Annotated in this window: 22 protein-coding genes; 16 read left to right on the top strand and 6 right to left on the bottom strand. The window is 42.1% G+C overall.

Annotated elements, in window-relative coordinates; translation table 11 throughout:
* Positions 1-227: 227 nt before the first annotated feature.
* Both AC622_RS04005 and nagE read left to right on the top strand, forming a co-directional pair.
* Positions 228-698, top strand: a complete 471-nt coding sequence (locus AC622_RS04005) for a PTS sugar transporter subunit IIA (protein ID WP_049669876.1) — start codon at positions 228-230, stop codon at positions 696-698.
* Between the two features lie 132 nt (positions 699-830).
* Positions 831-2,282: an N-acetylglucosamine-specific PTS transporter subunit IIBC gene (nagE, locus tag AC622_RS04010; protein ID WP_049669877.1), complete on the top strand. Its 1,452-nt coding sequence runs from the start codon at positions 831-833 to the stop codon at positions 2,280-2,282.
* Positions 2,283-2,400: 118 nt separating this feature from the next.
* On the opposite strand, the gene AC622_RS04015 is transcribed toward nagE, so the two are convergent.
* On the bottom strand, positions 2,401-3,225 hold the full coding sequence (locus tag AC622_RS04015) for a PRD domain-containing protein (RefSeq protein ID WP_049669878.1): 825 nt from the start codon (positions 3,223-3,225) through the stop codon (positions 2,401-2,403).
* 329 nt (positions 3,226-3,554) lie between these two features.
* Between AC622_RS04015 and AC622_RS04020 the strand changes: the two genes are divergently transcribed.
* Positions 3,555-3,887 carry a hypothetical protein gene (locus tag AC622_RS04020; protein WP_053103712.1) on the top strand — a complete coding sequence of 111 codons (333 nt, stop codon included), beginning with the start codon at positions 3,555-3,557 and terminating at the stop codon, positions 3,885-3,887.
* Positions 3,888-4,213: 326 nt separating this feature from the next.
* Here AC622_RS04020 and AC622_RS04025 read toward each other — a convergent pair whose 3' ends face one another.
* A complete protein-coding gene (locus AC622_RS04025; RefSeq protein ID WP_049669879.1) occupies positions 4,214-4,669 on the bottom strand; it encodes a universal stress protein in 456 nt (151 codons plus the stop codon).
* Positions 4,670-5,397: 728 nt separating this feature from the next.
* Between AC622_RS04025 and AC622_RS04030 the strand changes: the two genes are divergently transcribed.
* Positions 5,398-8,325, top strand: a complete 2,928-nt coding sequence (locus AC622_RS04030; RefSeq protein ID WP_049669880.1) for a SpaA isopeptide-forming pilin-related protein — start codon at positions 5,398-5,400, stop codon at positions 8,323-8,325.
* 605 nt (positions 8,326-8,930) lie between these two features.
* Here the strand turns inward: AC622_RS04030 and AC622_RS04035 are convergent.
* A complete protein-coding gene (locus AC622_RS04035; protein WP_049669881.1) occupies positions 8,931-10,022 on the bottom strand; it encodes a M24 family metallopeptidase in 1,092 nt (363 codons plus the stop codon).
* A 127-nt stretch (positions 10,023-10,149) separates the two neighbouring features.
* On the opposite strand from AC622_RS04035, the gene AC622_RS04040 reads away from it, so the two are divergent.
* The 3 genes from AC622_RS04040 (at position 10,150) to AC622_RS04050 (ending at position 12,537) form a co-directional block, all read left to right on the top strand.
* Positions 10,150-10,827 (top strand): metal-dependent hydrolase, encoded by a 678-nt coding sequence (locus AC622_RS04040; protein WP_049669882.1) that lies wholly within the window; start codon positions 10,150-10,152, stop codon positions 10,825-10,827.
* A 95-nt stretch (positions 10,828-10,922) separates the two neighbouring features.
* The gene (locus AC622_RS04045) at positions 10,923-11,156 is read left to right on the top strand and encodes a hypothetical protein (RefSeq protein ID WP_049669883.1); all 234 of its coding nucleotides are present in this window, start codon (positions 10,923-10,925) and stop codon (positions 11,154-11,156) included.
* A gap of 76 nt (positions 11,157-11,232) precedes the next feature.
* Entirely contained in the window at positions 11,233-12,537 is a 1,305-nt protein-coding gene (locus tag AC622_RS04050; protein WP_049669884.1) for a CBS domain-containing protein, read from the top strand.
* Between the two features lie 81 nt (positions 12,538-12,618).
* Here the strand turns inward: AC622_RS04050 and AC622_RS04055 are convergent, their stop codons facing one another.
* Entirely contained in the window at positions 12,619-12,921 is a 303-nt protein-coding gene (locus AC622_RS04055) for a YtpI family protein (RefSeq protein WP_049669885.1), read from the bottom strand.
* A gap of 137 nt (positions 12,922-13,058) precedes the next feature.
* Here AC622_RS04055 and AC622_RS04060 point away from each other — a divergent pair, with 137 nt between their 5' ends.
* Positions 13,059-14,000 carry a DHH family phosphoesterase gene (locus tag AC622_RS04060; RefSeq protein ID WP_049669886.1) on the top strand — a complete coding sequence of 314 codons (942 nt, stop codon included), beginning with the start codon at positions 13,059-13,061 and terminating at the stop codon, positions 13,998-14,000.
* A 452-nt stretch (positions 14,001-14,452) separates the two neighbouring features.
* Here the strand turns inward: AC622_RS04060 and ytrI are convergent, their stop codons facing one another.
* The gene (gene ytrI / locus AC622_RS04065) at positions 14,453-14,953 is read right to left on the bottom strand and encodes a sporulation membrane protein YtrI (protein ID WP_049669887.1); all 501 of its coding nucleotides are present in this window, start codon (positions 14,951-14,953) and stop codon (positions 14,453-14,455) included.
* Positions 14,950-15,285 (bottom strand): YtrH family sporulation protein, encoded by a 336-nt coding sequence (locus AC622_RS04070; RefSeq protein WP_049669888.1) that lies wholly within the window; start codon positions 15,283-15,285, stop codon positions 14,950-14,952. Before AC622_RS04070 ends, ytrI begins: the two co-directional genes overlap by 4 nt.
* A gap of 185 nt (positions 15,286-15,470) precedes the next feature.
* Between AC622_RS04070 and dnaE the strand changes: the two genes are divergently transcribed.
* The 8 genes from dnaE to AC622_RS04110 all read left to right on the top strand — a co-directional run bounded on the left by dnaE (position 15,471) and on the right by AC622_RS04110 (position 26,349).
* Positions 15,471-18,824 carry a DNA polymerase III subunit alpha gene (dnaE, locus tag AC622_RS04075; RefSeq protein ID WP_049669889.1) on the top strand — a complete coding sequence of 1,118 codons (3,354 nt, stop codon included), beginning with the start codon at positions 15,471-15,473 and terminating at the stop codon, positions 18,822-18,824.
* Positions 18,825-18,932: 108 nt separating this feature from the next.
* A complete protein-coding gene (locus AC622_RS04080; protein ID WP_049669890.1) occupies positions 18,933-20,171 on the top strand; it encodes an NAD(P)-dependent malic enzyme in 1,239 nt (412 codons plus the stop codon).
* 72 nt (positions 20,172-20,243) lie between these two features.
* The gene (locus AC622_RS04085; protein ID WP_049672780.1) at positions 20,244-20,819 is read left to right on the top strand and encodes a FadR/GntR family transcriptional regulator; all 576 of its coding nucleotides are present in this window, start codon (positions 20,244-20,246) and stop codon (positions 20,817-20,819) included.
* A 159-nt stretch (positions 20,820-20,978) separates the two neighbouring features.
* Positions 20,979-21,842 (top strand): acetyl-CoA carboxylase, carboxyltransferase subunit beta, encoded by an 864-nt coding sequence (gene accD, locus AC622_RS04090; protein WP_049669891.1) that lies wholly within the window; start codon positions 20,979-20,981, stop codon positions 21,840-21,842.
* The gene (gene accA, locus AC622_RS04095) at positions 21,842-22,819 is read left to right on the top strand and encodes an acetyl-CoA carboxylase carboxyl transferase subunit alpha (protein ID WP_049669892.1); all 978 of its coding nucleotides are present in this window, start codon (positions 21,842-21,844) and stop codon (positions 22,817-22,819) included. The genes accD and accA overlap by 1 nt, the downstream gene beginning before the upstream one ends.
* 282 nt (positions 22,820-23,101) lie before the next feature.
* Complete coding sequence (pfkA, locus tag AC622_RS04100) at positions 23,102-24,061, top strand: 6-phosphofructokinase (protein WP_049672781.1); 960 nt, start codon at positions 23,102-23,104, stop codon at positions 24,059-24,061.
* A gap of 29 nt (positions 24,062-24,090) precedes the next feature.
* Entirely contained in the window at positions 24,091-25,851 is a 1,761-nt protein-coding gene (pyk, locus tag AC622_RS04105) for a pyruvate kinase (protein ID WP_049669893.1), read from the top strand.
* A gap of 105 nt (positions 25,852-25,956) precedes the next feature.
* On the top strand, positions 25,957-26,349 hold the full coding sequence (locus tag AC622_RS04110) for an FxsA family protein (RefSeq protein WP_049669894.1): 393 nt from the start codon (positions 25,957-25,959) through the stop codon (positions 26,347-26,349).
* The last annotated feature ends 47 nt before the right edge of the window (positions 26,350-26,396 follow it).

A 26,396-nucleotide genomic window follows, 5' to 3' on the forward strand; every position in this document is an offset into this window, starting at 1 on the left:
TGGTTACAAACAATTATAAAAAGTGAAAAAACTACTACAATTTAAATAAGAAAAATGATACGATAGATTTAGAAAATGATATTGTCTCGCATGTGACTGATACGATCAGGCATGGTGGTAAATCACTAGGCTGCTAGTAGCCTAGTGATAATTCCGCCATGCCTTTTTTTGTGCAATGGGATGAAAAAGACTCGATATTACTTTTATACAGAAAGGGGCAATCAAGAATGGCTTTTGGATTATTTAAGAAAAAAGGGGTAGATTTGTTGGCACCGTTAAACGGTACGATTATTCCTCTTGAGGAGGTTCCCGATCCGGTATTCAGCCAAAAAATGATGGGGGAGGGTGTGGCAATTCAACCTACAGGAGGACATGTGTATGCGCCATTTAGTGGAGAAATTATTATGATTACCCCTACTAAACACGCTATTGCGATTCGGTCTAAATCTGGTGTTGAAGTATTAATACATATAGGTCTTGAAACAGTTTCCTTAAAAGGAGAAGGGTTCAAGCTCGTAGTTAAGGAAGGTGAGCACGTTGAGAGTGGACAATTGCTGATTGAGATTGATTGGGCATTTTTAGAGGAACACGCGGAGAGTACGATTACTCCTATTATCGTGACCAATAGTGATAAGAAGATTACCTTTCGCAGCAAGGGTGCTGGTATTCAAGGGGAGACAGTCTTGATGACCATTTAAACGATTGATAAATGGATTTTAAGGAGGTGGTGCTGAAAGTTAATAATTCGAAGGTAGCGCTTTCGTAAAATGGCCAGCTATATGGCTGGAAAGAGTATTTTCAGTCAAAAATGAAGAATTGGAGGGAGTAAAGTGAAGAAATATTTTCAAAGACTTGGTAGTTCGTTGATGTTACCGGTTGCTGTTTTACCTGCAGCTGCTATTTTGATGGGTATCGGTTACTGGATTGACCCAAGCGGCTGGGGTGCTGACAGTCCGGTGGCAGCCTTCTTAATCAAAGCTGGGTCCTCCATCATTGACAATATTCCAATCTTGTTTGCAGTCGGTGTAGCGCTGGGTATGTCAAAGGAAAAGGATGGATCTGCCGCTTTAAGTGGTTTAGTTGCTTATTTAGTCGTAACAACCTTGCTATCACCTGATTCCGTTGCAATGCTAAAGGGAATCGAGGTAGAAAGTGTAGATCCTGGATTTGGTAAGATTGGTAATGCGTTTGTTGGAATTATAGCCGGTATCGTAGCGTCAAATATGTATAATCGATTTAGTCATGTTAAGCTTCCGGATGCGCTCGCTTTCTTTAGTGGGAAACGTTTAGTGCCAATTATGACAGCTGTATCCATGTTGGTTGTTTCCGTTATTTTATTCTTTATTTGGCCGCCGGTTTATTCTGGACTCGTTTCCTTTGGTGAAGGAATTGCCAAATTGGGAGCAGCAGGGGCTGGTCTATATGGATTCTTCAATAGATTATTGATTCCTACTGGTTTACACCATGCGTTAAACTCAGTATTCTGGTTTGATGTTGCAGGTATTAATGACATCGGTAACTTCTGGTCCGGAAAGGGTGTAAAAGGTGTTACTGGAATGTATCAAGCAGGCTTCTTCCCGGTAATGATGTTTGGTTTGCCTGCTGCTGGATTGGCCATGTATCACACAGCTAAAACAAAAAATAAAAAACAGGTTGCTTCCTTAATGATTGCTGCTGGTTTTGCTGCTTTCTTTACTGGTGTAACTGAGCCTCTTGAGTTTGCGTTTATGTTTGCAGCTCCATTATTATACGTCGTTCATGCTGCATTGACAGGTATTTCTCTTGCTATCGCTGCCACTTTCCATTGGACAGCAGGCTTTGGTTTCAGTGCCGGTTTAGTCGACTTTGTTCTAAGTTCCAGACTGCCTCTTGCTAATCAACCATATATGTTGATTGTACAGGGCTTGGTTTTTGCGGTTATTTATTATTTCTTATTCCGTTTTATTATTGTGAAGTTCAATCTTAATACTCCAGGACGTGGAGAAGAGCTTGATACAGAAGCCGAAGAAGCTTCTGCTGGTTCTGCAGACAATAAGTTTGCTGCGCAAGCTAAAATCATCTATGAAGGTTTGGGCGGTAAAGAAAATATCGTTTCTGTTGATAACTGTGCAACACGTCTTAGACTTGAAGTTAAAGATATGGATGCAGTGGATCAGACTAAAATCAAATCAACTGGTGTTCCTGGTATTAAAGTGACTGGACGTGAAAGTCTGCAAGTCATTGTAGGTACAAGCGTTCAATTTGTGGCAGATGAGTTGAAAAAAATAGTCAAAAATAGTTAAAAACACTAGATTTGCAGGAAAAAGCTCGTTCCATTTTCAATTGGAACGAGCTTTTCTGTTTTTATATTCTTTCTTGATAGTACCTAATCAATTCTATCAAGTGTTCAGTTTATTCATATTAACCTTTTCTGCTCCGTAATCTCTCTATATGTATCGTAATATAGCCAATCTCCTCTGTTGAAAGAAGGAGGCCATGCTGTTGGAATAGATGCTCTGCTATTGTTTCGGCACAATTGTAGGATGCTGGAAATTTCTTGCGTACCATGATAAGCATCTCCTCGTCCATTGTTCTCTCCATAGTTTCATCGGTTCTATACAGTGTATAGCGAAGGTGAGTAATTAGCCGCTCATAGGAAAGTCCACCCTCCTCTAAATGGATGGAGAAATAATCCTGGATAATATGTATGATTTCATTAATGATGGAAGTCTGGCGCAGGGAAACCTGCAAATTCCCAGATGGAACAGATGCGGTATGAAGATGGAGCGCGATAAACGCAGCTTCATCTATCGGCATTCGAATACCTATTTTATCCTCAATATAATTAATGGCCCAGATACCTATATCGAACTCCTTTTTATATAAGATTCTTATTTCTGAAAGGAGTTTATTTTTTATAAAAATACCATTCTCGTAGCGTTCAATCGCAAATGAAAGGTGGTCTGCTAGAGCAATAAAGATATGTGGGTTTAATTTAACTTGTAGACTATCCTCGGCATGCTGAATAATTTCTTGTGTTAAAGCCATATGTTCAACGGAAATTTGAGGTAAAAGCTGTTCGGCATGATTGTCATTTTTCATCACAAACAGTTTATCGATTTTATTTCGATTGATGAGGTCGTTTTTCCCTTTATTGAACGCTATGCCAGAGCCGATTACAATCTTTTCCTGATTATCTTCCACGACAATTGCAGCATTATTATTTAAGATTTTCTTTATTTTCATTCCTCTTCACCTCCTGCAATACAAATTGATAGAGAAGCTGGTACTTTTATCATAGTAAACTAGAAAGTGTATGTATTAATCATAGCAGGAATATGATGTTTTTTGTCGAAATATATAGAAAAAGAGGAGAATTCGTTATAACCAATGATGGGGGACTATGGATGCGTGCATTATGGTTATGACCTTTTGCTCTTGTGTGAATTTGTAATCATATTCTCCCAGAGCGATGAAATGGAATTAGCTATATTGATTTTTTGTTATTTGATGTTGCTTATAAATGTCTTTGTTAAATACAAGGAAGATACCTGAATGAATAAAGGGAGATGGATATGAATCTTTTTACTACATATGAGGCACATAATCCTAAAGAATTATTAGCTGGATTAGAGGAGAAATTTGATTATATACTCATTAAAGGCGACTACTTCAAAGAGGTCAAAAGGATAATGGATACACATTTAACGGAGAACGAGCGTCTAGGGGTTGAACTAGGTGGAGGTGGTGCCATTACGCTTCTCATTTATGCTTTAGATATAGGAAGAGATTTATTCAGCAATGGAGATAAAACAAATAAAAAAATCGACCAAAAGTTAAAATTATATAAAGTGAAAAAGATGACCGATGAAGGATTATTGTTGAGCTTAAGACAGTTAGATTATTAGGACGTGTTTTCTGGAACATATACTAATCAGTGCTTATAGATCTTCTATACAGCAGGAACATTTATTAAACTGTTCAGATGCTTGTGAACGAGCTAGCGGACAGCTGATAACATCTCAACATAATTCTTCTTGTTCCAATCAATTCAACTAACTTTTAAGAGCCTTACTGCCTATCAGACGTAGTAAGGCTCTTCTTTATTGTAGGTAATCAGCTCTATTATCGCACTGCTCATTGATCTTGTGCGATGTAATGCCAAATGAAAAAGCCGACCCAAAAGCCCGCTGAATGGGTTTTGGGTCAGCTCGTGTATGCTGAAATTTTTTGGTTATTTGCTGTCTTTTTCATCAGAGCGAACGACAATTACGTCGCAGCTCGCATAACGGATGATATGCTCAGAAACAGAGCCGATGAAGAAACGTTCGACTGCATTCAGACCTGTAGCACCGCAGACAATCAAATCAATATTATGTTTCTTCGAAATGTCCTTAGGAATTTTCACCTTAGGAGAACCAAATTCGATGCAAATTTCTACTTTTTCGACGCCTGCATCCAAGGCTGTTTTTTTGTACTCTTCTAAAAGGTCTTTTGCATATTGCTCAGCACTTTCAGTGATTGAGATACTGTAGGCCTCAACCGCTGCAAAAGTACGATTGTCCACCACATGTGTCAAAACAAGTGTGGCATGGTTACGCTTAGCGATGTCGATGGATTTTTTGAATGCCCATTCGGCCTCCTGGGAACCATCAACTGCAACAAGGATATTATTATAGGATAACGCCATATTAATCTCCTCCTTTTATTATATATCTATTATACTATAAAACATTTCGAATAGTGGCAATATTATATGGAAATATAGTGAACATTACATTAAGTTATGGAATTTTAGATGGTTTTGTCATAAGAACACAGATGAAGAACCTTGATGAGTCACTGAGAGTTTTATGTTTTAACCAAATCTTTGATAGATGAAGAATGAGAAAGGCGGGACAAAGTGTAGGAATGATGCAAAGGGTTAATATTATATTTAAATATTAACAAAACACATGATTTAATTCGTCCCTGTTAGAACTTTTCATAGGATCAAATTTCTCTAGATAGTGAACCGTAAATTTTTTGACTCCGTTTATTTCGAGTTTGATATTTTGTAAGTTCTAGAAATAAGCTTTAATGAGGAGAGGTTATGTAGATTGAATCAATTAAGGTTTGCAATTAAATGAAACGATAAAAGCCAGTCACTATGTGATTGGCTTTTATTGTTTTTTATAATAATTCATCTTAAAATTGTGCTTTTTTGATTTGTTAGTATAGTAGCACCCTCTTCAGGTTTGTAACCAAAGGTTTAAATTTATATTAAAATATTTATTTGGAGATTTTTTTATTTTATAAATTGACTTTTAAAGCAATTGTTAATTAACATTTAAATATATTGAAATAATTTAGAATATTATTTCTCCTCAATGATGGTTGAGGCAATAAGGACAAATAGCTGATAAAGGAGACTGTAGAATGAAGAAGTTTTTAATCTATTCAATTATTTTATCTTTTTTCATCTCTTGGCTACCTATCTCCACTAAACAAGCTACAGCAGCGAGTTTGGCAGATTTAGGAGTTGCTAAAGACTTTAATATTTTTGTCTTCAATAACCATACGCACCAAAGTTCCGATTCAGAAGGAAGAGTAGCTGTGGGGAATGAAGCGAAGTATAGCAATTATAGTATAGGGAGCAGCAATCAATTAGTAGAATCGAAAGATCGGTATGATTTAATTGTTGGTAAAAAGTTAAGTGCCACAGGAGGTTCCAATTTCAAAGGAAATACAGCCATTGGTACGGATGGTGTTGTAGTAGAGTATACAATGACCAATAACAATAGAGTAGAAGGAAATCCTTTTAAAGAAGATGTAATTGATTTTAATTCGGTTTATAACGATTTAAAGTATAAATCACAGAAATGGTCACAGCTAACCTCTAACGGAGAGGTTGAAAAAGTAAATACCACCCTGACTTTAACAGGTCATGACAATGATTTAAATATCTTTGAACTAACAACAGAACAACTTTCTTACGGGGAATTATGGGGGCTTAACCTAGTAGTTCCTGAATCTTCAACTGTTTTAATCAATGTAAAAGGAAGTAGTCTGAAAATGGGGGATTACTCCATATTTTTAAATGGTCAGACTGCACCATCCTCAGCTGGTAGTAGGATATTATGGAATTTCACAGAGTTGCAAGAGTTACAACTTCAAGGTTTCTCAATGATTGGTGCTATACTGGCCCCGGATGCTACCTTTACACCTAGCGGAAGTGGTCAAATTAATGGTAATTTAATTGTTAAAGATTTCATCAATTCAATGAATGGCGGCTTTGAATTACACAATTATCTTTTTAATGCCAAACTTCCTTTAGAAGATACTCAAACAAACTTTGGTTCCATAGAAATCACAAAAATAGATGCGGATACAAAAGAAAAATTAGCAGGAGCGGAATTCACGCTTTCACAAGATGGAAAAGTCATCAAAACCGGTACGACAAATGAAAAAGGAATCCTGAAATTTGAGGACCTGCCATTTGGTACTTACGAATTGAAAGAGACAAAAGCCCCAGAAGGCTATGAGGCAAATGGTGAAGTCAAAACTATCACTATTGGCGAGGGTGAAAATCAGCACATCCAGATTACGTTCGAGGATAAAGCAGTAACACCAGAAGTGAAGACTGGCTCGATAGAAATCACCAAAATCGATAAAGATACAAAAGAAAAGCTGGCCGGGGCTGAATTCACGCTTTTACAAGACGGAAAAGTCATCAAAACCGGTACGACAAATGAAAAAGGAATCCTGAAATTCGAGGACCTGCCGTTTGGTACCTACGAATTGAAAGAAACAAAGGCACCGGAAGGTTATGAGACTAATAATGAAGTTAAGTCTATCACAATTGGTGAGGGTGAAAGCCAACTCATTCAAATCACTTTCGAGGATAAAGCAGTAACACCAAAACCAGAAGTGAAGACTGGCTCGATAGAAATCACTAAAATCGATAAAGATACGCAAGAAAAACTAGCAGGAGCGGAATTCACACTTTCACAAAATGGAAAAGTCATCAAAACCGGCGTGACAGATGAAAATGGTATCGTGAAATTCGAGGACCTGCCATTTGGTACTTACGAATTGAAAGAAACAAAGGCACCGGAAGGTTATGAAGCAAATAATGAAGTCAAAACTATCACTATTGGCGAGGGTGAAAACCAACATATCCAGATCACTTTCGAGGATAAAGCAGTAACACCAACACCAGAAGAGAAGACTGGCTCCATAGAAATCACAAAAATAGATAAAGATACGCAAGAAAAGCTGGCCGGGGCTGAATTCACACTTTCACAAGATGGAAAAGTCATCAAAACCGGCGTGACAGATGAAAATGGTATCGTGAAATTCGATGACCTGCCATTTGGTACTTACGAATTGAAAGAAACAAAGGCACCGGAAGGTTATGAAGCTAATAATGAAGTCAAAACTATCACTATTGGCGAGGGTGAAAACCAACACATCCAGATCACTTTCGAGGATAAAGCAGTAACACCAACACCAGAAGAGAAGACTGGCTCCATAGAAATCACAAAAATAGATAAAGATACGCAAGAAAAGCTGGCCGGGGCTGAATTCACACTTTCACAAGATGGAAAAGTCATCAAAACAGGCACGACCAATGAAAAAGGGGTTGTGAAATTTGAAGACCTGCCATTTGGTACTTACGAATTGAAAGAGACAAAAGCCCCAGAAGGCTATGAGACAAATGGTGAAGTCAAAACTATTACTATTGGCGAGGGTGAAAACCAACATATCCAGATTACGTTCGAGGATAAAGCAGTAACACCAGAACCAGAAGAGAAGACTGGCTCCATAGAAATCACCAAAATCGATAAAGATACGCAAGAAAAACTAGCAGGAGCGGAATTCACGCTTTCACAAGATGGAAAAGTCATCAAAACCGGCGTGACAGATGAAAATGGTATCGTGAAATTCGATGACCTGCCATTTGGTACTTACGAATTGAAAGAAACAAAAGCCCCAGAAGGCTATGTTCTGCTCAAACAAAACAAGGAAGTCACAATTAATGATGATAATCTATATGTTGAATTGACCTTTGAGAATAAAAAATCAATGGTATCAGAAGAAACGACTGATTCATCAGAAGATAAAACTGATTCATCAGAAAGTACAACCGAATCATCAGGAGGTAAACCTGATTCATCAAGTAGCCAATCAGGTGATTCGACGGTTATAAAATCAGATACCAACAATGTTTCTAGTTTCTACGAAAAAATAACTGGTAATCCCAAAACAGGTGATGTTTCATATAGGATATTAACTGCATTTGGTATTATGATTATGGCAGCAGTAGGAATATTACTTATGAGACGATTCAAAATGAAAGGGTAAAATCTCTATTCATATGTGGTGCATCAGAAACAAGGATAGGATTTCAGTTAGTACTTAATAGAGTTTAAAATTAAGAAATGGATAATGAACAAGATAGAGAATCATTGTAGTTAGAGCCAGTCATTATGACTGGCTCTTTCTTTTTTTTTAAAATGTATCTTGAAGACTTATAGGATTTTTGAAGTTTTCCCCTATTTTTTGAATCAATATATAATTTAACGAATTTATAATAAAGAAAATGAAGAAGGGGATGAATAGCAATGAAATTAGACGATGTAGTTTATATGAATGAGTTAGAAGGCGGACTTCTATTGCACAATGGAAAAAGGTAGTGGATTAGGAGATAAGGACGAAGAAGAATTTATCCCGTTCGAGGGATATGAAAAAAAGTATGTTCGGATTGATTGAAAACGATTGTTACGAAGAAGGATAATCCATGGAATAAGAAATACACAAAGTGGGAAGAACCCTATGAGATATTGCAAGAGAAAAGGGCCTCCAGAATGTTTGGTGGAGAAGAATATGTAGGAGATATATCAAAGAGCATAAGATAAAAACCCATTAAAAAGCAGGAGGGGAGCCCCTCCGCTTCTTACGATTATTCATTAAAGTGTCACTAATTCTTTCGGGAATTTCGTTAGAATTTCCACACCGTTTTCTGTTACATAAAGGTCATCCTCGATGCGGACGCCGGCTTTATTAGGGACATAGATGCCGGGTTCTATCGTGAATACCATGCCTTTTTCCAATTTCAGCTCATTGATCTCAGTCAAGGATGGGTATTCGTGTACGCTGATGCCAAGTCCATGTCCTAGGCGGTGAGGGAAGTAATCCCCATAGCCCTTTCCACGGATGATATTACGAGCGGTCAAGTCAACTTCCGCACAAGTGACACCTGGGCGGCATGCAGCAACAGCTGCTTTTTGGGCTTCTAAGACCGTCTCATAAATCTCTCTTTGCTCATCAGAAATTTGACCATAGGCAACCGTACGGGTAATGTCTGAGCAATAGCCATCGACAACAACACCAAGGTCAAAAAGGACAAGATCCCCTTTTTTCACTTTTGTTTGGCCTGGAACACCATGCGGTGAAGCAGCATTCTCACCTGTTAATACCATCGTTGCAAATGACATCTCAGAGACGCCTTCTTTTTTCAATTGGTATTCAAGGGCAGCGAGAATTTCCATTTCTGTTTTGCCTTCAGCAATTTCTTCTGTTCCGATTTTTACGGCGTAATCAGCAAGACGGCAAGCTTCTTTAATGATTGCAAGTTCGCTTTCGCTTTTGACCATTCGTAATTGGCGCATTTTTTCTTCGGCGGATATGTATGAAGGTTGGCCAAGAATGGCATTGAGCCCCTCTAGGCGCTCCATTGTTAAATGTTCCTTCTCAACCGCGAGCGTTTGAATGGAGACATTGCGTTTTTTCAATACTTCCTGGATACGTTCCCACGGATTCTGGGTATCCAAAATTCCGACAATTTCATATGACCAGCCTGCTTGTTTCGCGTCAGGAACCTCCATTTGCGGGCAAATCAAGATTGGCTCATCTGTCGGGAAGGCAAGAACGGCAAGCAGGCGCTCATGTGGATCGCTGTGAAAGCCGCTTAAATAGAAAACATTCTCGGTAGATGTGATAAATGCTGCATCAGCTTGTTTTTCCTTTAGCCAATCAGCTAGTAATTTTAAGTTGCTCATTTAAACTGCCTCCTGTACTCTAGTGATATGTATAGTAGGTTATCAATTAAATCAAAGAAAGTAAATTGTTAGAAAATAAAAAATGCGGGTATTTATATCCAATAGTGAAGAAAAGGAGAGATGAATCTTGAAAGTTTCTTACCATGGCCATTCCGTTGTCAAAATTGAGACAGACAAGCATCAAATCTTAATTGATCCATTTATTACGGGCAATGAGCTGACAGATTTAAAGGTCGAGGATGTCAGCCCGGACTTCATTTTATTGACACATGGGCATAGTGATCATGTCGGGGATACGATTGAGCTCGCAAAAAAGCATGATGCCCTTGTTATCTGCAACTTTGAGATGAGTACATATCTAGGTTGGAAGGGCGTGAAAACGCATGGGATGTCCATCGGGGGCGCATATGAATTTGAGTTTGGGCGCGTGAAGCTTACTCAAGCCTTCCATGGAACTGGCTTTGAAGAGAACGGTCAAATGATTTATGGCGGTATGCCGGCCGGGATTCTCGTAACGATTGATGGCAAGACGGTCTTCCATGCCGGGGATACGGGATTATTCTCTGATATGAAGTTGATTGGTGATCGGCATCCAATCGACCTTGCCTTTATTCCGATTGGGGATAATTTCACGATGGGACCGGAGGATGCGGCGCTTGCAGTTGAATTCCTGCATCCGAAACAGGCCGTTCCGATTCACTATGATACTTTCCCGCCAATTAAGCAGGACCCGCATCATTTCGCTGCCCTGTGTGAGAAGGGTGTCGTAAATGTGATGGCTCCTGGGGATTCGGTGGAACTATAAGGAACAGCAAGAAGCATAGCACCCGGCAAATCAAGGGAGCCGTGCTTCTTTTTTTTGAAATCTCTCATATATTACTCGTATAGGAGGGATTTTCGATGAAGAAAAGGTATGGATTTTGTTTTGTTGCTGCCTTTGTGATGCTAATGTGGTCATTACCTCATTTAACCTTTGAGGGGACAAGGGAGGAAATTTTATTCTCTGCTGCGTGGATGGCGCTTGCCTTTTGTGTCCTTGCTGGCAATCTGTCCGGTATTCTGTATGGAAAAGCCGGCAGAAGGGAATCCTCTAAGGCTGCAGGAGCGGCTAAGGTAAGGCAAAAAGGTGTATAAAAAAAGGGCTGTTTGATAGAATCACCCTTTTCCCATTATAATGAAGAATAATGGATAACGAAAAAGGGTGAATAGTTTGGCTACTAAGCATGAACAAATATTACATTATATTGATGAACTTCCGATTGGCCAGAAGATTTCCGTCCGTCAGATTGCAAAGGCGCTCATGGTTAGTGAGGGAACGGCTTACCGTGCCATCAAGGATGCAGAGACGAAAGGGTATGTGAGCACGATTGAACGTGTGGGAACCATTCGAATTGAGCGGAAGAAGAAAGAGAATATTGAGAAGCTGACGTTTGCAGAAGTGGTTAATATTGTGGATGGACAAGTTCTCGGAGGAAGGTCAGGTCTCCACAAAACATTAAATAAGTTTGTCATCGGAGCGATGGAGCTTGATGCGATGATGCGTTACACAGAAGCAGGGAACCTTCTCATTGTCGGAAACCGGGTCCAGGCGCATGAGCTTGCCTTGAAGGCAGGGGCGGCCGTCCTGATCACGGGCGGATTTGATACGGTGGATTCCATTAAGAGACTGGCCGATGAATTGCAAATGCCGGTTATCTCTACCTCTTATGATACGTTTACGGTAGCAACGATGATCAACCGGGCTATCTATGACCAATTGATTAAGAAGGAAATCCTGCTTGTGGAAGACATTCTTATTCCTGCTGACCGGACCGAGGTGCTGCGAGTCGGAAATACGATTGAGGACTGGACAGAGCTTAATCGGAAGACAAAGCACAGCCGTTTCCCGGTCGTTGATGAGAATATGAGGCTCCAAGGGATGGTTACGTCTCGTGATATTCTAGGGATGGCATCAGAAACGGCCATTGAAAAAGTCATGACGAAAAATCCGATTTTTACTGGAGAAAAGACAAGTGTTGCGAGTGCTGCCCATATGATGGTATGGGAAGGAATTGAGCTCCTGCCTGTTGTGGATAACCGTAATATCCTGATTGGGATCATCAGCCGTCAGGATGTCCTGAAGGCTCTTCAAATGAGTCAGCGACAGCCGCAGGTAGGTGAAACAATTGATGATGTCATAGCTAATCAGATGAATGTCGTTCAAGAGGAGGATGCTTATGAATGCGAAGTGACTCCGCAAATGACAAATCATTTAGGAACCATTTCGTACGGTGTCTTTACGGCTCTTGTCATTGAGGCGGCAAATCGTGCACTTCGCGGCTATAAGAGGGGTGAGCTGGTTGTTGAAAATATGACCGTTTATTTCCTTAAGCCTGTTCAGCTGGAAAGTATTCTAAAGATTGCCCCGAAGATTCTCGAGGTCGGCCGTAAATTCGGGAAAGTAGAGATTGATGTGTTCAATGAGGGGAAATTGGTCGGGAAAGCCATGATCATGTGCCAATTGCTCGAGCGCTGATGAGATTGCTGGATTAAAAAATGCCTTAACCATTAGAAAGGTATTCCTTGGTTAAGGCATTTTTGCTAGCAAGGCTGTCTCTTATTTAGACATGGCGTGGAATTCATCCTCTGCCAGCGGAGCAAAGTGGCGGTACATTTTAAATCCGCCATATAGGCTTAGTGCCCCCATGATGATGAAGATTCCTGCTATAAAATAAGTGATGGTCGTTTGATATAGAAATAATTGATTGATTCCGAATGTCAGTACGAAAAAGCCGAGGGTCATGGATGACTTTCCTTTCAGGCATGCACGCTGCATCGGATGATGCGTCCGGTACGTTTTCGCTTTATAGTAAATATAAAAGGACAGGGATGTCACAATCAAGAAAACTAGTATAGGCATGAGCTGGCCTCCGTTAGAATAGTATGTCTATATTGTACAAGAAATAGAATAAAATGACCAATATGGAACGACCTTCCATATTGGTCTGGTTTTTGTTTTAATAAAGAGTAGGAAGACTCATTAAAGGAGAATCGAGAATGAAAGAACGCATACTTGATGCAATTAAACAATATGAGACGATTATTATACATAGGCATGTGCGTCCGGACCCGGATGCCTACGGGTCTCAATGTGGACTAGGGGAAATAATTAAAGCCTCTTTCCCTGAGAAGAATGTATATATGGTGGGGCAGGAAGAGGAATCCCTCCGGTTTTTAAAAGAGCTTGACCAAATCCCGGATTCCGTCTATGAAAAGGCACTCGTCATTGTATGTGATACAGCCAATCAGGAGCGGGTGTGTGACCAGCGCTATACGATGGGCGACCAGCTGATTAAGATTGACCATCACCCAAATGATGATGTATATGGGGATATTGTCTGGGTGGATACATCGGCGAGCTCATGCAGCGAGATGATTTACGATTTCTATATGTTCGGTAAGGATAAAGGATTAACCATGAATAAAGAGGCAGCTCGGCTTCTTTATGCTGGCATTGTCGGAGATACCGGACGATTCCTTTATCCAAGTACAACGGATAAAACCTTTCAATATGCAGGTGAGCTGATTCATTATGGCTTTGACCGTACTTCACTCTATAATGGCATTTATGATGTGGATGAGGCCGTCGCTCGTTTAAATGGCTATGTGTTTGAGAATTTTAAGATGGATAAAAATGGCGTTGGCTCCATGGTCATCACAAAGGAAATCATGGCACGCTTTGGGGTGAATGCCTCACAGGCTTCCCTTCTGGTAAGTACGCTTGGCGGTATTAAAGGCTTGAAGGCATGGGTATTCTTCATTGAGGAGAATAACGATATCCGGGTGCGCCTTCGTTCGAAGGGACCGGTCATCAATGGTATTGCCAAAAAGTATAATGGCGGAGGGCATCCGCTCGCATCTGGAGCCACCATTTATGATTGGGCAGATGTGGATAAAGTTATCGCAGACTTAGTAGCGGTTTGCCAAGCCGATAAGTAAAACAGAGGCTGATCTGAAAGCATGTTAAAAGGCTTTCAGATTAGTCTTTTTATTTGTGGCCAAATTAGCTGGAAGGAATCGAAACTAGGATATCCGCCTGTGCAATCTTTGTGTAGCCTTATCTTCTTAATGCAAAAAATGAGGCTGGGACAACCGAAATAAATGATCCTCAAAAACGAATGATTGTCACTTATTCTTCCTTTTCAATAGCAGTTGGAAATACAAGTCCATTCCATTGAGCGAAATGCACTCGTTCCTCTACTTTCCTTAGGAGTCGAGTGCATTTCGCTCGATTCCACTAGTCACTAATAGTAGAAAGCCACCATCAACTTATGCATGGAAAACAACAAATGAAGACCCAAAGGAATAGACGATAGATTCATTCCTTTATCGTCTAATCCTTCGGGTTTATCATTGGCTGAAATACTTATGTCCCAGCCTCTTTTGATTCCCTACATTTGCTTGATTGTCAGCTCAATTTCGATATTGGTGTAGATGACTAGTTCCTTAATTTCCAGCTGGTAATGGCGGCTGTTTAGCTTGATATCCTTGTTGATGATGGCTCGTTTGAGCAGCTCCTTGCCTTTGCTGACGCTTTCTAAATCCTTTCCAATCAAGGAAGCGAAATCCTTTTGGATGCTTTGCTCCACCTCAAATATGCTGAGCGGGTCGAGCCGGTATTTCTTATAGTTGGTGATACGGATAGAAACATCCTGAACAAGCAGGCGGCTTTCATTTTTCTTGTTGAGTATTTCATATTCGCTCTGCCAAATATCGACCTCTTCATATAAATCCTTGATGGTGTCCTGCTGTGTTTGGATGAGCTGCACTTGCTTTTCCTGCAGGTCGCCGAACATGTAAAAGAAAAGGCCCCAGCTGATGACAGCGCCTATGGCGGCTCCCGCAAAGAAGCGCTGCCATAGGGGGCTGCGGTAATAAGGCGGAATCCTCATGGGTGCATTTGCTCCTGGGTCAGCCAGGAAATAATCAGGGCACCAGCCTGCGCACCGCCGAGGGCTGAAATAATAAGCAGGATCTGTTTGAAGATATCCTTTGTTTCCCCATGGAATATCCCTCTTTCAAATGAGTAAACGGCATCAAAGGTACCGCCGATGGCCGCGACGATGGCCCAAATCCTCAAACCCTCCGATAAGCGGAATACATGGGTTAATGGAGGCTGTCCTGTAATGAAGGCGGCGAGTCCCCCGATTAATGACCCGCCTAAGATGACCCCTAATGAAATGAAGAAGCTGTTAATAAAGGCAGGTAAAAATGCTTGATCCATCTAACTCGTCCTTTTTTGTTTTTGTTACATGTATATGGACAGATAAAGGATATTATGAGGAAGTCCAAAAACTTTCAAAATGAAAATGCGAACATATTTTCTTTTTTTCTCCAGGACTCTTATAATAGAGAGGAAGAATCGTTTTAGATGATTTAGATTGATTAAGAAAGAAGGATGTGACGCCAATGTCTTTTGTCCATCTTCATGTATATAGTGCCTATAGCTTGCTTGAAAGCACATTGTCAGTGAAAGAAATGGTTGCCGGTGCAAAGCATAGAGGCTACAAAGCCCTTGCTCTTACAGACCGCAATGTGATGTATGCGGCACCAGCCTTTTATAAAGAATGCTTAGTCCAGGGGATTAAACCAATTATCGGGTTGACCTGTGATCTGATGAATGAGGAGGAGACAAGTAGCTTTCCCCTCCTGCTGCTTGCGTTGAATAATCAAGGCTACAAGAACTTGATGAAAATCTCGAGCGCGATTCAGACAAGGGCAAATGAAGGCCTTCCTGACAGGTGGCTGAAAGGCTATGCGAACGGATTGGTAGCAATCAGTCCTGGGTCTGAAGGGCAAATTGAAGGACTTTTGGAACAAGGTGATGATGCAGGTGCGGTCGCCCTGGTTTATAAATACAAGCAGATCTTTGGCGAGGGCCGTTTTTATCTTTCGCTTCCCCGGAATAAAAGGTCAATCTGGGAGAAGGTGAAAAGGCTTGCTGAAGAAGCGGGGGTTCCGTTTGTTGCCGTTGGTCCAGTCCGTTATATGGATGAAGGGGATATCTTAGCCTATCAGGGGCTGACTTGCCTGAAAGACAATATAAAGCTTGCTGATATGGAAGATACAGAAATTACAAAGGAAGACTCGATGCATCTTGCCTCCATTGAGGAGATGGTCGAGTTGTACGGGGCAGAGCCTGATGCTCTGGAGAATGCCGTAAGGATTGCGAGAGGCTGCTCCGTTACCATGGACTTCCATCAAAGGCTCCTGCCGAAGTACCCTGTGCCGGATAACAGGCAAGCAGATGTCTATTTGGCGGAAATATGCCATCGCGGTCTTGAAAAGCGCTACCCTGACCGCAGTAAACAGCATGAAGACCGGTTGAATTATGAGCTTTCTGTCATTGCGAAAATGGGATTCAGCGATTATTTCCTTATTGTGTGGGATTTCATGAACCATGCGCATAAGTCAGGGATTATGACAGGACCAGGACGGGGCTCTGCTGCCGGGTCCATTGTGTCCTATTGCCTCGGAATCACGAATGTTGACCCCATAAAGAATGAACTTCTTTTTGAGCGCTTTCTGAATCCTGAGAGAATTACGATGCCGGATATTGATATCGACTTCCCTGATAATCGCCGGGAAGAGATGATTCGTTATGTGGCAGAGAAGTACGGTGCTCTTCACGTTGCACAAATCATTACCTTTGGAACCTTTGGTATGAAGGCGGCACTAAGAGATGCCGGAAGAGTCTTTGGTCTGAATATGAAGGAGATTGAGCAATTATCCAGAACGCTCCCTCCCGGCCAAGGGATGACGATACGCCAGGCCTTAGCAGAATCCTCGCGTCTGCGCGATTGGGTGAAGCAAGCGGAGCATCATCAAAGAATCATTGATATGGCCCAAAAGTGGGAGGGGCTGCCTAGGCATACCTCTATCCATGCAGCAGGAGTTGTGATTACAGACCGCCCTCTTACGGAGACTATTCCGATTCAGGCTGGGCATGAAGGTGTGTATTTAACCCAGTTTGCGATGGAATACCTCGAGGAGATTGGGCTTTTGAAGATGGACTTTCTCGGATTGCGCAATTTAACCTTGCTGGATCAGATTCTTAGGCAGATTGAGCGGTCAACCGGGCGGAGGATTCATTTGAGTCAATTACCGCTTGATGATGAGAAGACCTATGAATTGCTCTCAAAAGGCCGTACGTCAGGTATATTTCAATTTGAATCTGGTGGCATGCAAAATGTCCTTCAGAAGCTTAAACCGACTGCGTTCGGCGATCTGGTGGCCGTAAATGCCCTTTACAGGCCTGGCCCGATGGATAATATCCCGGCATTCATTGCGCGGAAACATGGCAGGGAAACGGTTTCCTATCCGCATCCTGTGCTAAAGGATATCCTTGAGCCAACCTATGGCATTATTGTTTACCAGGAGCAAATTATGCAGATTGCCTCCACAATGGCTGGATTCAGCCTTGGAGAGGCTGATCTTCTTCGCAGAGCGGTCAGCAAGAAGAAGAAGGATGTGCTCGACCAGGAAAGAGAGCACTTCGTACGCGGTGCACAAAGTAAAGGGTATGATGCAAAGCGGGCAAACGATGTGTACGATTTGATTGTCCGTTTTGCCAATTACGGCTTTCCTAAAAGTCATGCGGTTGCTTATAGTTTGATTGCTTATCAGCTCGCGTATTTGAAGGCAAACTATTTCCTTCATTTCATGGCCGGTATTATGACATCTGTTATCGGCAATGAGGAGAAGATTCTCCAATATGTACAGGAATTGAAGAGCAATGGCTATGAGATATTACCGCCGTCAATCAATAAGAGCCATTACCCGTTCACGATTGAGAAAGGATTGGGGATTCGCTACAGTCTTGCTGGAATCAAAGGGATTGGGGCGTCTGTTTTGCGGGAGATTGTCCAAGCACGCAAAAATGGTCCCTTCCTCGACTTATTTGATTTTTGTGTACGTGCTCCTGCACGGATAGTGAATAGAAAGGTGCTTGAGAATTTATGCTATGCGGGTGCATTTGATGAGTTCTCCATTGACCGGGCAAGCCTGCTTGCAAGCATTGATGTAGCATTGGAGCATGTTGAATTGGTCCGTCCGTCAAACGGTGATTCCAGCTTTTTTGATGCAGATGATGAGATGATCAAGCCAAAATACATGATGGTTGACGCGATGCCTTCTGCCGTAAAGCTGCAAAAAGAAAAAGAGGTGCTTGGATTTTATTTATCTGACCATCCGCTATCGGGCTTCCGGAGGAAATTAACACAGGCGGGCGCCTTGCCTATTGTGAAGTATCGCGCTGGTATGTCCGGGTATCTCGGTGCTTTTATTCAATCCGTAAAAACGATTCGGACAAAAAAGGGAGAAAATATGGCCTTTTTGACAGCCGGTGATGAGACGGGAGAAATAGAATGTGTCGCATTTCCGGATGTGTACCGACATCATAGCAGCCTGTTGAAGGAAGGAAATATGCTGCTGTTGGAGGGGAAATCAGAGGAGCGGAATGGCAAGCGGCAGTTTGTAATCAAAACGATGTATGACTTGAATGAAGAGAATGAGCAATTGCGCTCTCTGTTTAAATCGCTTTACATCAGGCTTACATCGGATAGGCAAACTGCCGAAAATCTTGCTAGTATCAAGAAATGTCTTGCGGGATACCGCGGCAGCGTAAAAGTATATCTGCATTATGAGAAGGAAGCAAAGACGATTCAACTGTCAAAAGATAATTGGGTAAACCCTTCTCCCCATTTAATCTCAAGCCTTGAGGATATTGCTGGTAAAGGAAATGTGTTGTTAAAAGAAGATTGACTAGGAATCAGCCTGAATATTGTGATATATTGAAAGATATCATTTCTGGTCAGACCATCAAGATGGATGGGACAGATATTGTTTTATATGGAGAAGGGGTGTTTGGAGATGACGTTAAGAGAAGAAGCATTGCATATGCATCGTATTAACAAAGGGAAGTTGGAAACCGTGTCTAAAGTTCCGGTACAAAATGCGAAGGATTTAAGCCTGGCCTACTCTCCGGGCGTTGCAGAGCCTTGCAAGCAAATTCATGATAAACCGGATACAGTATATGAATATACCATAAAAGGCAATACAGTCGCTGTTGTCTCCGACGGAACAGCCGTACTTGGACTGGGAAATATCGGTCCTGAGGCAGCCCTGCCTGTTATGGAAGGAAAGGCTTTGCTATTTAAGAGTTTTGCAGGTGTGGATGCTTTTCCAATCTGCTTGAATACAAATGATGTGGACAAGATTGTAGAAACGGTCAAGCTGCTGGAGCCGACATTTGGCGGAGTCAATCTGGAGGATATTGCTGCGCCGAATTGTTTTGTCATCGAGGAACGGTTAAAAAGAGAAGCCAATATTCCAGTCTTCCATGATGATCAGCATGGAACAGCTATTGTCACGCTTGCCGGTCTCGTGAATGCGCTTAAGCTCTCCAACAAAAAAATGTCCGAGATTAAGGTCGTCGCCAGTGGAGCGGGTGCAGCCGGCATCGCTATCATTAAACTGCTATACAATTTTGGTGTGCGTGATATCATTATGTGTGATAGTAAAGGAGCGATTTTTGAAGATCGTCCCTACGGAATGAACAAGGTGAAAGCAGAGGTTGCAAAGTATACCAACCGCAGCCGCACAGAAGGGTCCCTCAAGGATGTTATCAAGGAGGCCGATGTGTTTATTGGGGTCTCAGTAGCTGATGCACTTACGGTTGAGATGGTTCAATCCATGGCAGAGGATCCAATCATCTTCGCAATGGCTAATCCAACTCCCGAAATCATGCCTGAGCTTGCGAAAGAGGCGGGAGCCAAGGTTGTGGGGACAGGGCGATCGGACTTTCCTAATCAGGTCAATAATGTGCTGGCATTTCCGGGAATTTTCCGCGGAGCTCTGGATGTACGCGCCACTCATATCAATGAGAAGATGAAGGTGGCTGCCGTGCATGCAATTGCGGACTTAATCACGGAGGAAGAGCTGCATGCGGATTATGTCATTCCTGCACCGTTCGATCCCCGGGTAGCACCAGCTGTCGCGGCTGCTGTGGCTAAAGCGGCCATGGAAACAGGTGTTGCACGTTTAAAAGTGGACCCGGAAGAGATTAGAAGAAAAACAGAGTTGTTATCATCAATTGGGAAAAGCGAGTGAGGGCCAGTGGAGCAAAGGCAAGAAACAGGGCAATCAAAGGTTTATTTAGAAATCGTACGTAAGCTTCAGAAAATGATTGAACAGGACAGGCTTGTGCCTGGAGATAAGATTCCATCCGAAAGGGAGCTTTCAGAGCGGTTGAATGTGGGCCGCTCCTCTGTTCGGGAGGCACTTAGGGCCTTAGAGCTCTTAGGCTTAATTGAAACACGCAGAGGAGAAGGCACATTCATCTATAATTTCCAGGAGCACAAGCTTGTGGAACTATTGGGTTCCTTCTTTGTGCTAGAGGGAAAGACGAAGGAAGACTTGCTTGAAGTGAAGCTTCTGCTTGAGAAGGATTGCATTCGAATCCTTTCCGATCGTAGTGACCGTGATCCGGAGGCAGGCAAAGACTTATATCAATGGGCAAGGAACAATTCGTTTACCGATGAAGAATTCTTCACTAAATTGGCTATAATGACAGATAATCGTTTGATGGAGAGAATATGGAGAACTGTTAACAGCTATTGCAAAGCTTCTGGCAGTATCTTTCCTATTTCTGAGCGTAAGCAATACATCCTATTAGCTGCCATGTTAGAGAATGGGCAAAAGGACGAAGCTCTTGCCATTTATGAAGAAAAAATCAGAAAAAGTGTAACGGCCGAATAGAATGGCTGTATAACTAAATGGACTTGGCTTTATCTTTTGAGGATTCATGGAAGGAATCGTTTGTAGTTGGCGAACTATAGGCCTTTCTTCCGTAAACAAGAGGTAAGGCCACTCTTGGTTATTAAAACACATAGGGGAATGGAAAGGAGATAGGGCAGTTTGTTAAAAGATGTATTTTCAAGGGGACGAAGAAAAAAATATGCGACAATCCCATCAGATAAAGCAAAACAGGATATCCCGGAAGGTATCATGATGAAATGCCCTTCCTGTAAGGTTATCAAATATTCAAAGGAAATCATCAAGAATGACAAAGTTTGTCCTAAATGCGGGTATCATCATACGATGACGGCTTATGAGCGGATTGTGAGCCTTAGTGATGAAGGAACCTTTGAGGAAATCGATCGTATGATTGTGTCAGAGAATCCTTTATCTTTCCCGAATTATCTCGAGAAATTGGATCAGGATCGTAAGAAGACGAACATGAATGAGGCGGTCCTAACTGGAGTATGTCAATTAGGTGGTCAGACCACGGTGGTCGCCGTCATGGATTCGACATTCCGGATGGGAAGTATGGGATCTGCTGTCGGTGAGAAAATCACACGGGCTATTGAGAAGGCAGATGAATTAAAGGTCCCTTTCATCATCTTTACGGCTTCAGGCGGAGCTAGAATGCAGGAAGGGGTATTAAGCTTAATGCAAATGGCGAAGACAAGTGCCGCCTTAAAACGGTTTAGTGATCATCAAGGCTTGATTATTTCAGTTATGACCCATCCGACGACCGGCGGCGTATCGGCGAGCTTCGCTTCATTAGGAGACTATAATTTGGCTGAACCGGGGGCCTTGATTGGCTTTGCGGGCAGAAGGATTATCGAGCAGACAATCCATGAGAAACTGCCGGAGGACTTCCAAACATCAGAATTTTTGCTTGAGCATGGTCAGCTGGATGCTGTTATCCCCCGCACTGAATTAAAAGCGGCTTTGGTTAATATACTTGAGATTCACATGCCAGGAGGTAATGAGTGATGACAGGGGAATTATCGTTTGAAAAGCCCATCAAGGACTTGCAAGCAAAAATAGCAGAACTGAAGAAACTTGCGGGCACCACTTCCCATGATTTTTCGGAGGATATTGAGACTCTTGAGGATAGGCTGCAGGACATTGAAAAAGAAATTTATGAAACTCTAGAGCCGTGGGATCGTGTTCAAATAGCGCGTCATTCTTTGCGTCCGACCACCAAGGACTATATTGACCGTTTGTTTACGAATTTCTTCGAATGCCACGGCGACCGGTTATATGGTGATGACCTTGCGATTATCGGAGGAATTGCTAAATATCGCGGCCAGCCCGTCACGGTAATCGGCCATCAGCGCGGCAAGGATACAAAGGAGAATATCCTTCGTAACTTTGGGATGCCACATCCGGAGGGGTATAGAAAAGCGCTAAGGCTCATGAAGCAGGCTGAAAAGTTCAATCGTCCAGTAATCTGCTTTATCGATACAAAGGGAGCTTATCCAGGAAAGGCAGCAGAAGAGCGCGGTCAAAGTGAAGCTATTGCCCGCAATCTGTTTGAGATGGCGGGATTAAAGGTTCCGATTATTTGTATCGTGATTGGTGAAGGAGGAAGCGGCGGTGCATTGGCCCTTGGCGTAGGCGATCATTTGCATATGCTTGAGAACTCTACATATTCTGTCATATCTCCTGAAGGGGCAGCCTCTATTCTTTGGAAGGATTCCGCTCAAGCGAAAAAAGCGGCGGAGTCAATGAAAATTACGGCGAGGGATTTGAAAGAGCTGGAGATCATTGATGAGGTCATTCCAGAGGTACTTGGCGGAGCCCACCGAAATGTAATGGATCAGGCACGTGAAATTGACCGTATATTAGCGCAGTCTTTGGAGAAACTATCATCACTTGATAAAGATGAGTTATTAGATATGCGCTACCTGAAATACAGGAAGATTGGGAAATACAATTTCCTTGGGAGTGTTTTTACCTATCAATAAGGTGAAAATGAGGGAGCGTACAGATTTTATGTACGTTTCTTTTTTTCGGGGAAGGGAAAAAGTACATGGAATGTTCATTTTCCAAAAATATGCTGAAGATAAATAACATGATAACGTTTCCATTTTTTAAATACTGGTATAATGGGGTTTACGAAAGTTTTTTGTTATCATAGAATAAAAATTGCAATACGGCTATATAGTTTCATCAGAGAGATTTTCCTTTCCATTCTTTACAGGTTGAAGCTCTATAGAGGAGATTATAATATACTTGAGGTGATGATCATGAAGAAAATTGGCGTATTAACAAGCGGAGGAGATTCTCCAGGCATGAACGCCGCCATTCGCGCAGTTGTCCGTAAGGCGATTTACCATAATGTTGAAGTATATGGAATATACAACGGATACCAAGGACTGGTCAATGGAAATATTAAAAAACTTGAACTTGGTTCAGTCGGTGACATTATACATAGAGGAGGAACAATGCTCTATACTGCACGTTGTCCAGAATTCAAGGAAAGAGAAGTGCAGCTTAAGGGTATTGAACAACTTAAGAAATTTGGCATTGAAGGTCTTGTTGTAATCGGCGGAGATGGTTCTTACCGCGGAGCAAGAGCATTGACAGAGCTTGGTTATCCATGTGTGGGTGTGCCTGGAACAATTGATAATGATATTCCAGGAACTGATTTCACGATTGGATTTGACACAGCACTGAATACCGTTATCGATTCCATCGACAAAATTAGAGATACAGCTACATCTCATGAGAGAACATACGTAATTGAGGTTATGGGAAGAAATGCCGGGGATATTGCTCTTTGGGCAGGTCTGGCCGGCGGAGCAGAATCCATTCTCATTCCTGAAGAAAACCATGATATGAATGATATCATTAATAAGCTGAATCGCGGGCATGATAGAGGAAAGAAACACAGTATCATCGTTGTAGCAGAAGGTGTAGGAAACGGGTTTGAAATCGGTGAGGAAATTCAAAAACGCACTGGTGCTGAAACTCGTGTTACCGTACTAGGACACGTTCAGCGCGGTGGTTCCCCTACTGCACAGGACCGCGTTTTAGCGAGCCGTTTGGCAGCCAGCGCAGTTGAATTGCTGATTGAAGGCAAGGGCGGCCGTGCTGTAGGGATCGTGAACAACAAATTGGTTGATTATGATATCATTGAAGCATTGAAGATGCCACATGTGATTGATCAAAAAATGTATAAATTATCAGATGAGCTGTCAATTTAAGTTATATAAAGTAATTAGGAGGATACAGCATGCGTAAAACGAAAATTGTGTGTACGATTGGCCCTGCCAGTGAATCATTAGAAAAGCTGAAAGCTTTAATGGAGGCCGGCATGAATGTGGCGCGCCTAAACTTCTCACACGGAAGCCATGAAGAACACCGTGCACGGATTCAAACAATTCGCCAAGCTGCAAAGGAAACCGGCAAAACAGTTGGGATCTTGCTTGACACGAAAGGTCCTGAAATCCGTACTCATGATATGGAAAATGGCGGTTTTGAATTGGTTGCCGGCCAAAATGTGACTATTTCCAGCACTCAAGTTCTTGGAACACCAGAGAAGTTTTCCATCACTTATGAAGGCTTGATCGATGATGTATATCCAGGTTCAAGAATTCTTGTAGATGATGGATTAATCGGCCTTGAGGTTATCGATGTCGATAAGTCAAAAGGTGAAATCCATACAAAAGTACTTAACACTGGAATGATCAAAAACAAAAAAGGCGTTAACGTTCCTGGTGTTTCTGTGAAATTGCCTGGAATTACGCAAAAAGACGCAGAAGACATTGTTTTCGGTATCGAAGAAGATGTTGATTTCATTGCAGCATCATTCGTTCGCCGTGCAGCTGATGTTCTAGAAATCAGAGAATTGCTTGAAAAACATAATGCTGGCCATATCCAAATCATTCCTAAGATTGAAAACCATGAAGGTGTTGAAAACATCGAGGAAATCCTTGAAGTTTCTGATGGTTTGATGGTTGCACGTGGAGATCTTGGTGTTGAGATTCCAGCAGAAGATGTACCACTTGTTCAAAAGGATCTAATCAAACGCTGCAACCGTTTAGCTAAACCAGTTATCACAGCAACACAAATGCTTGATTCCATGCAGCGCAACCCTCGTCCGACTCGTGCGGAAGCAAGTGACGTTGCGAATGCAATCTTTGACGGTACAGATGCCATCATGCTTTCTGGTGAAACAGCTGCAGGTCAATATCCAGTTGAAGCCGTTCAAACGATGCACAATATTGCGCAGAAAACAGAGACAGCTTTGAACTACAAAGCAATTCTTTCTGCACGCAGCAAAGACCATGATTACAATGTGACAGAGGCAATTGGCTTGTCTGTTGCTCATACAGCCCTTAACTTAAAGGTTTCTGCTATTATTGCACCGACACAAAGCGGTTCTACTGCTCGCATGATCTCCCGCTATCGTTCCAATGCACCAATCATTGCTGTTACAGCACATGAGCGTGTAATGCGTAAGCTTGCTTTGGTATGGGGTGTTCAGCCTATCATGGGAACACCGACAACAAACACAGACGATATGCTTGATACAGCTGTAACAGAATCCATGAAAAATGGCTTCGTGAACCCAGGTGATTTGGTTATCATCACAGCAGGTGTTCCAGTTAACGAATCTGGTACAACTAATATCATGAAAATCCATATCATTGGTTCTGTATTGGTGAGCGCCCAAGGTATCGGCCGCAAATCTGCATCAGGCAAAGTAGTTGTGGCGAAAGATGCTGCAGAAGCAAATGAAAAAGCAACAGAAGGATGCATCCTTGTAACAAATGCAAGTGATCGCGACATGATGCCAGCCATCGAGAAATGTGCTGCGCTTATTACGGAAGAAGGCGGATTGACAAGCCATGCTGCCGTTGTAGGATTAAGCCAAGGCATTCCGGTTATCGTTGGCGCAAAAAATGCGACAGTTGATTTGAAAGACGGACAAACTGTTACCGTTCATGCAAGAAGCGGACGTATTTATGAAGGACATGCAAGCATCCTTTAATCAATAAATGAGAAAGAGTTGTTTAAGTTGGCCTTTTGCTAATTTAGGCAGCTCTTTTTCTTTTCGTGGTACACTGGTAGGAAGAGATAATGTAGGAGGGCTTTTATGAAACGATCAACGTTTCTATTTATCCTGATACCGGCAATTGAAATTATTGTCCTGCTGCTGTCAGGCTCTTATATTGGGATTGGGTGGACGGTATCCCTTATGTTCTTAACCGGTATTTTCGGCTTTTTCTTCGCTAAGAGGCAGGGAATACAGACCCTGAGAAGGGCACAGGAACAATTGAATAGGGGAATGATGCCTGGTGAGGAGCTCTTTAATGGAATTTGTATTCTTGCGGGTGCTTTCCTGCTTCTTTTGCCAGGCTTTATTAGTGACATTGCCGGACTTATGCTGCTTATTCCAATCACAAGGAAATGGGTCAAGCCGCTGCTAACTGCGTTACTGTGGAAGCTGATGAGCAAGTCACGAGGTACGATTAAGATTATCCGTTAAGTGAGCAGGCATGTTTATGGCAGACTGATTCAACAGTCTGCCATGAA

The sequence above is a fragment of the Bacillus sp. FJAT-27916 genome (assembly GCF_001183965.1).
GTDB lineage: Bacteria > Bacillota > Bacilli > Bacillales > Pradoshiaceae > Pradoshia.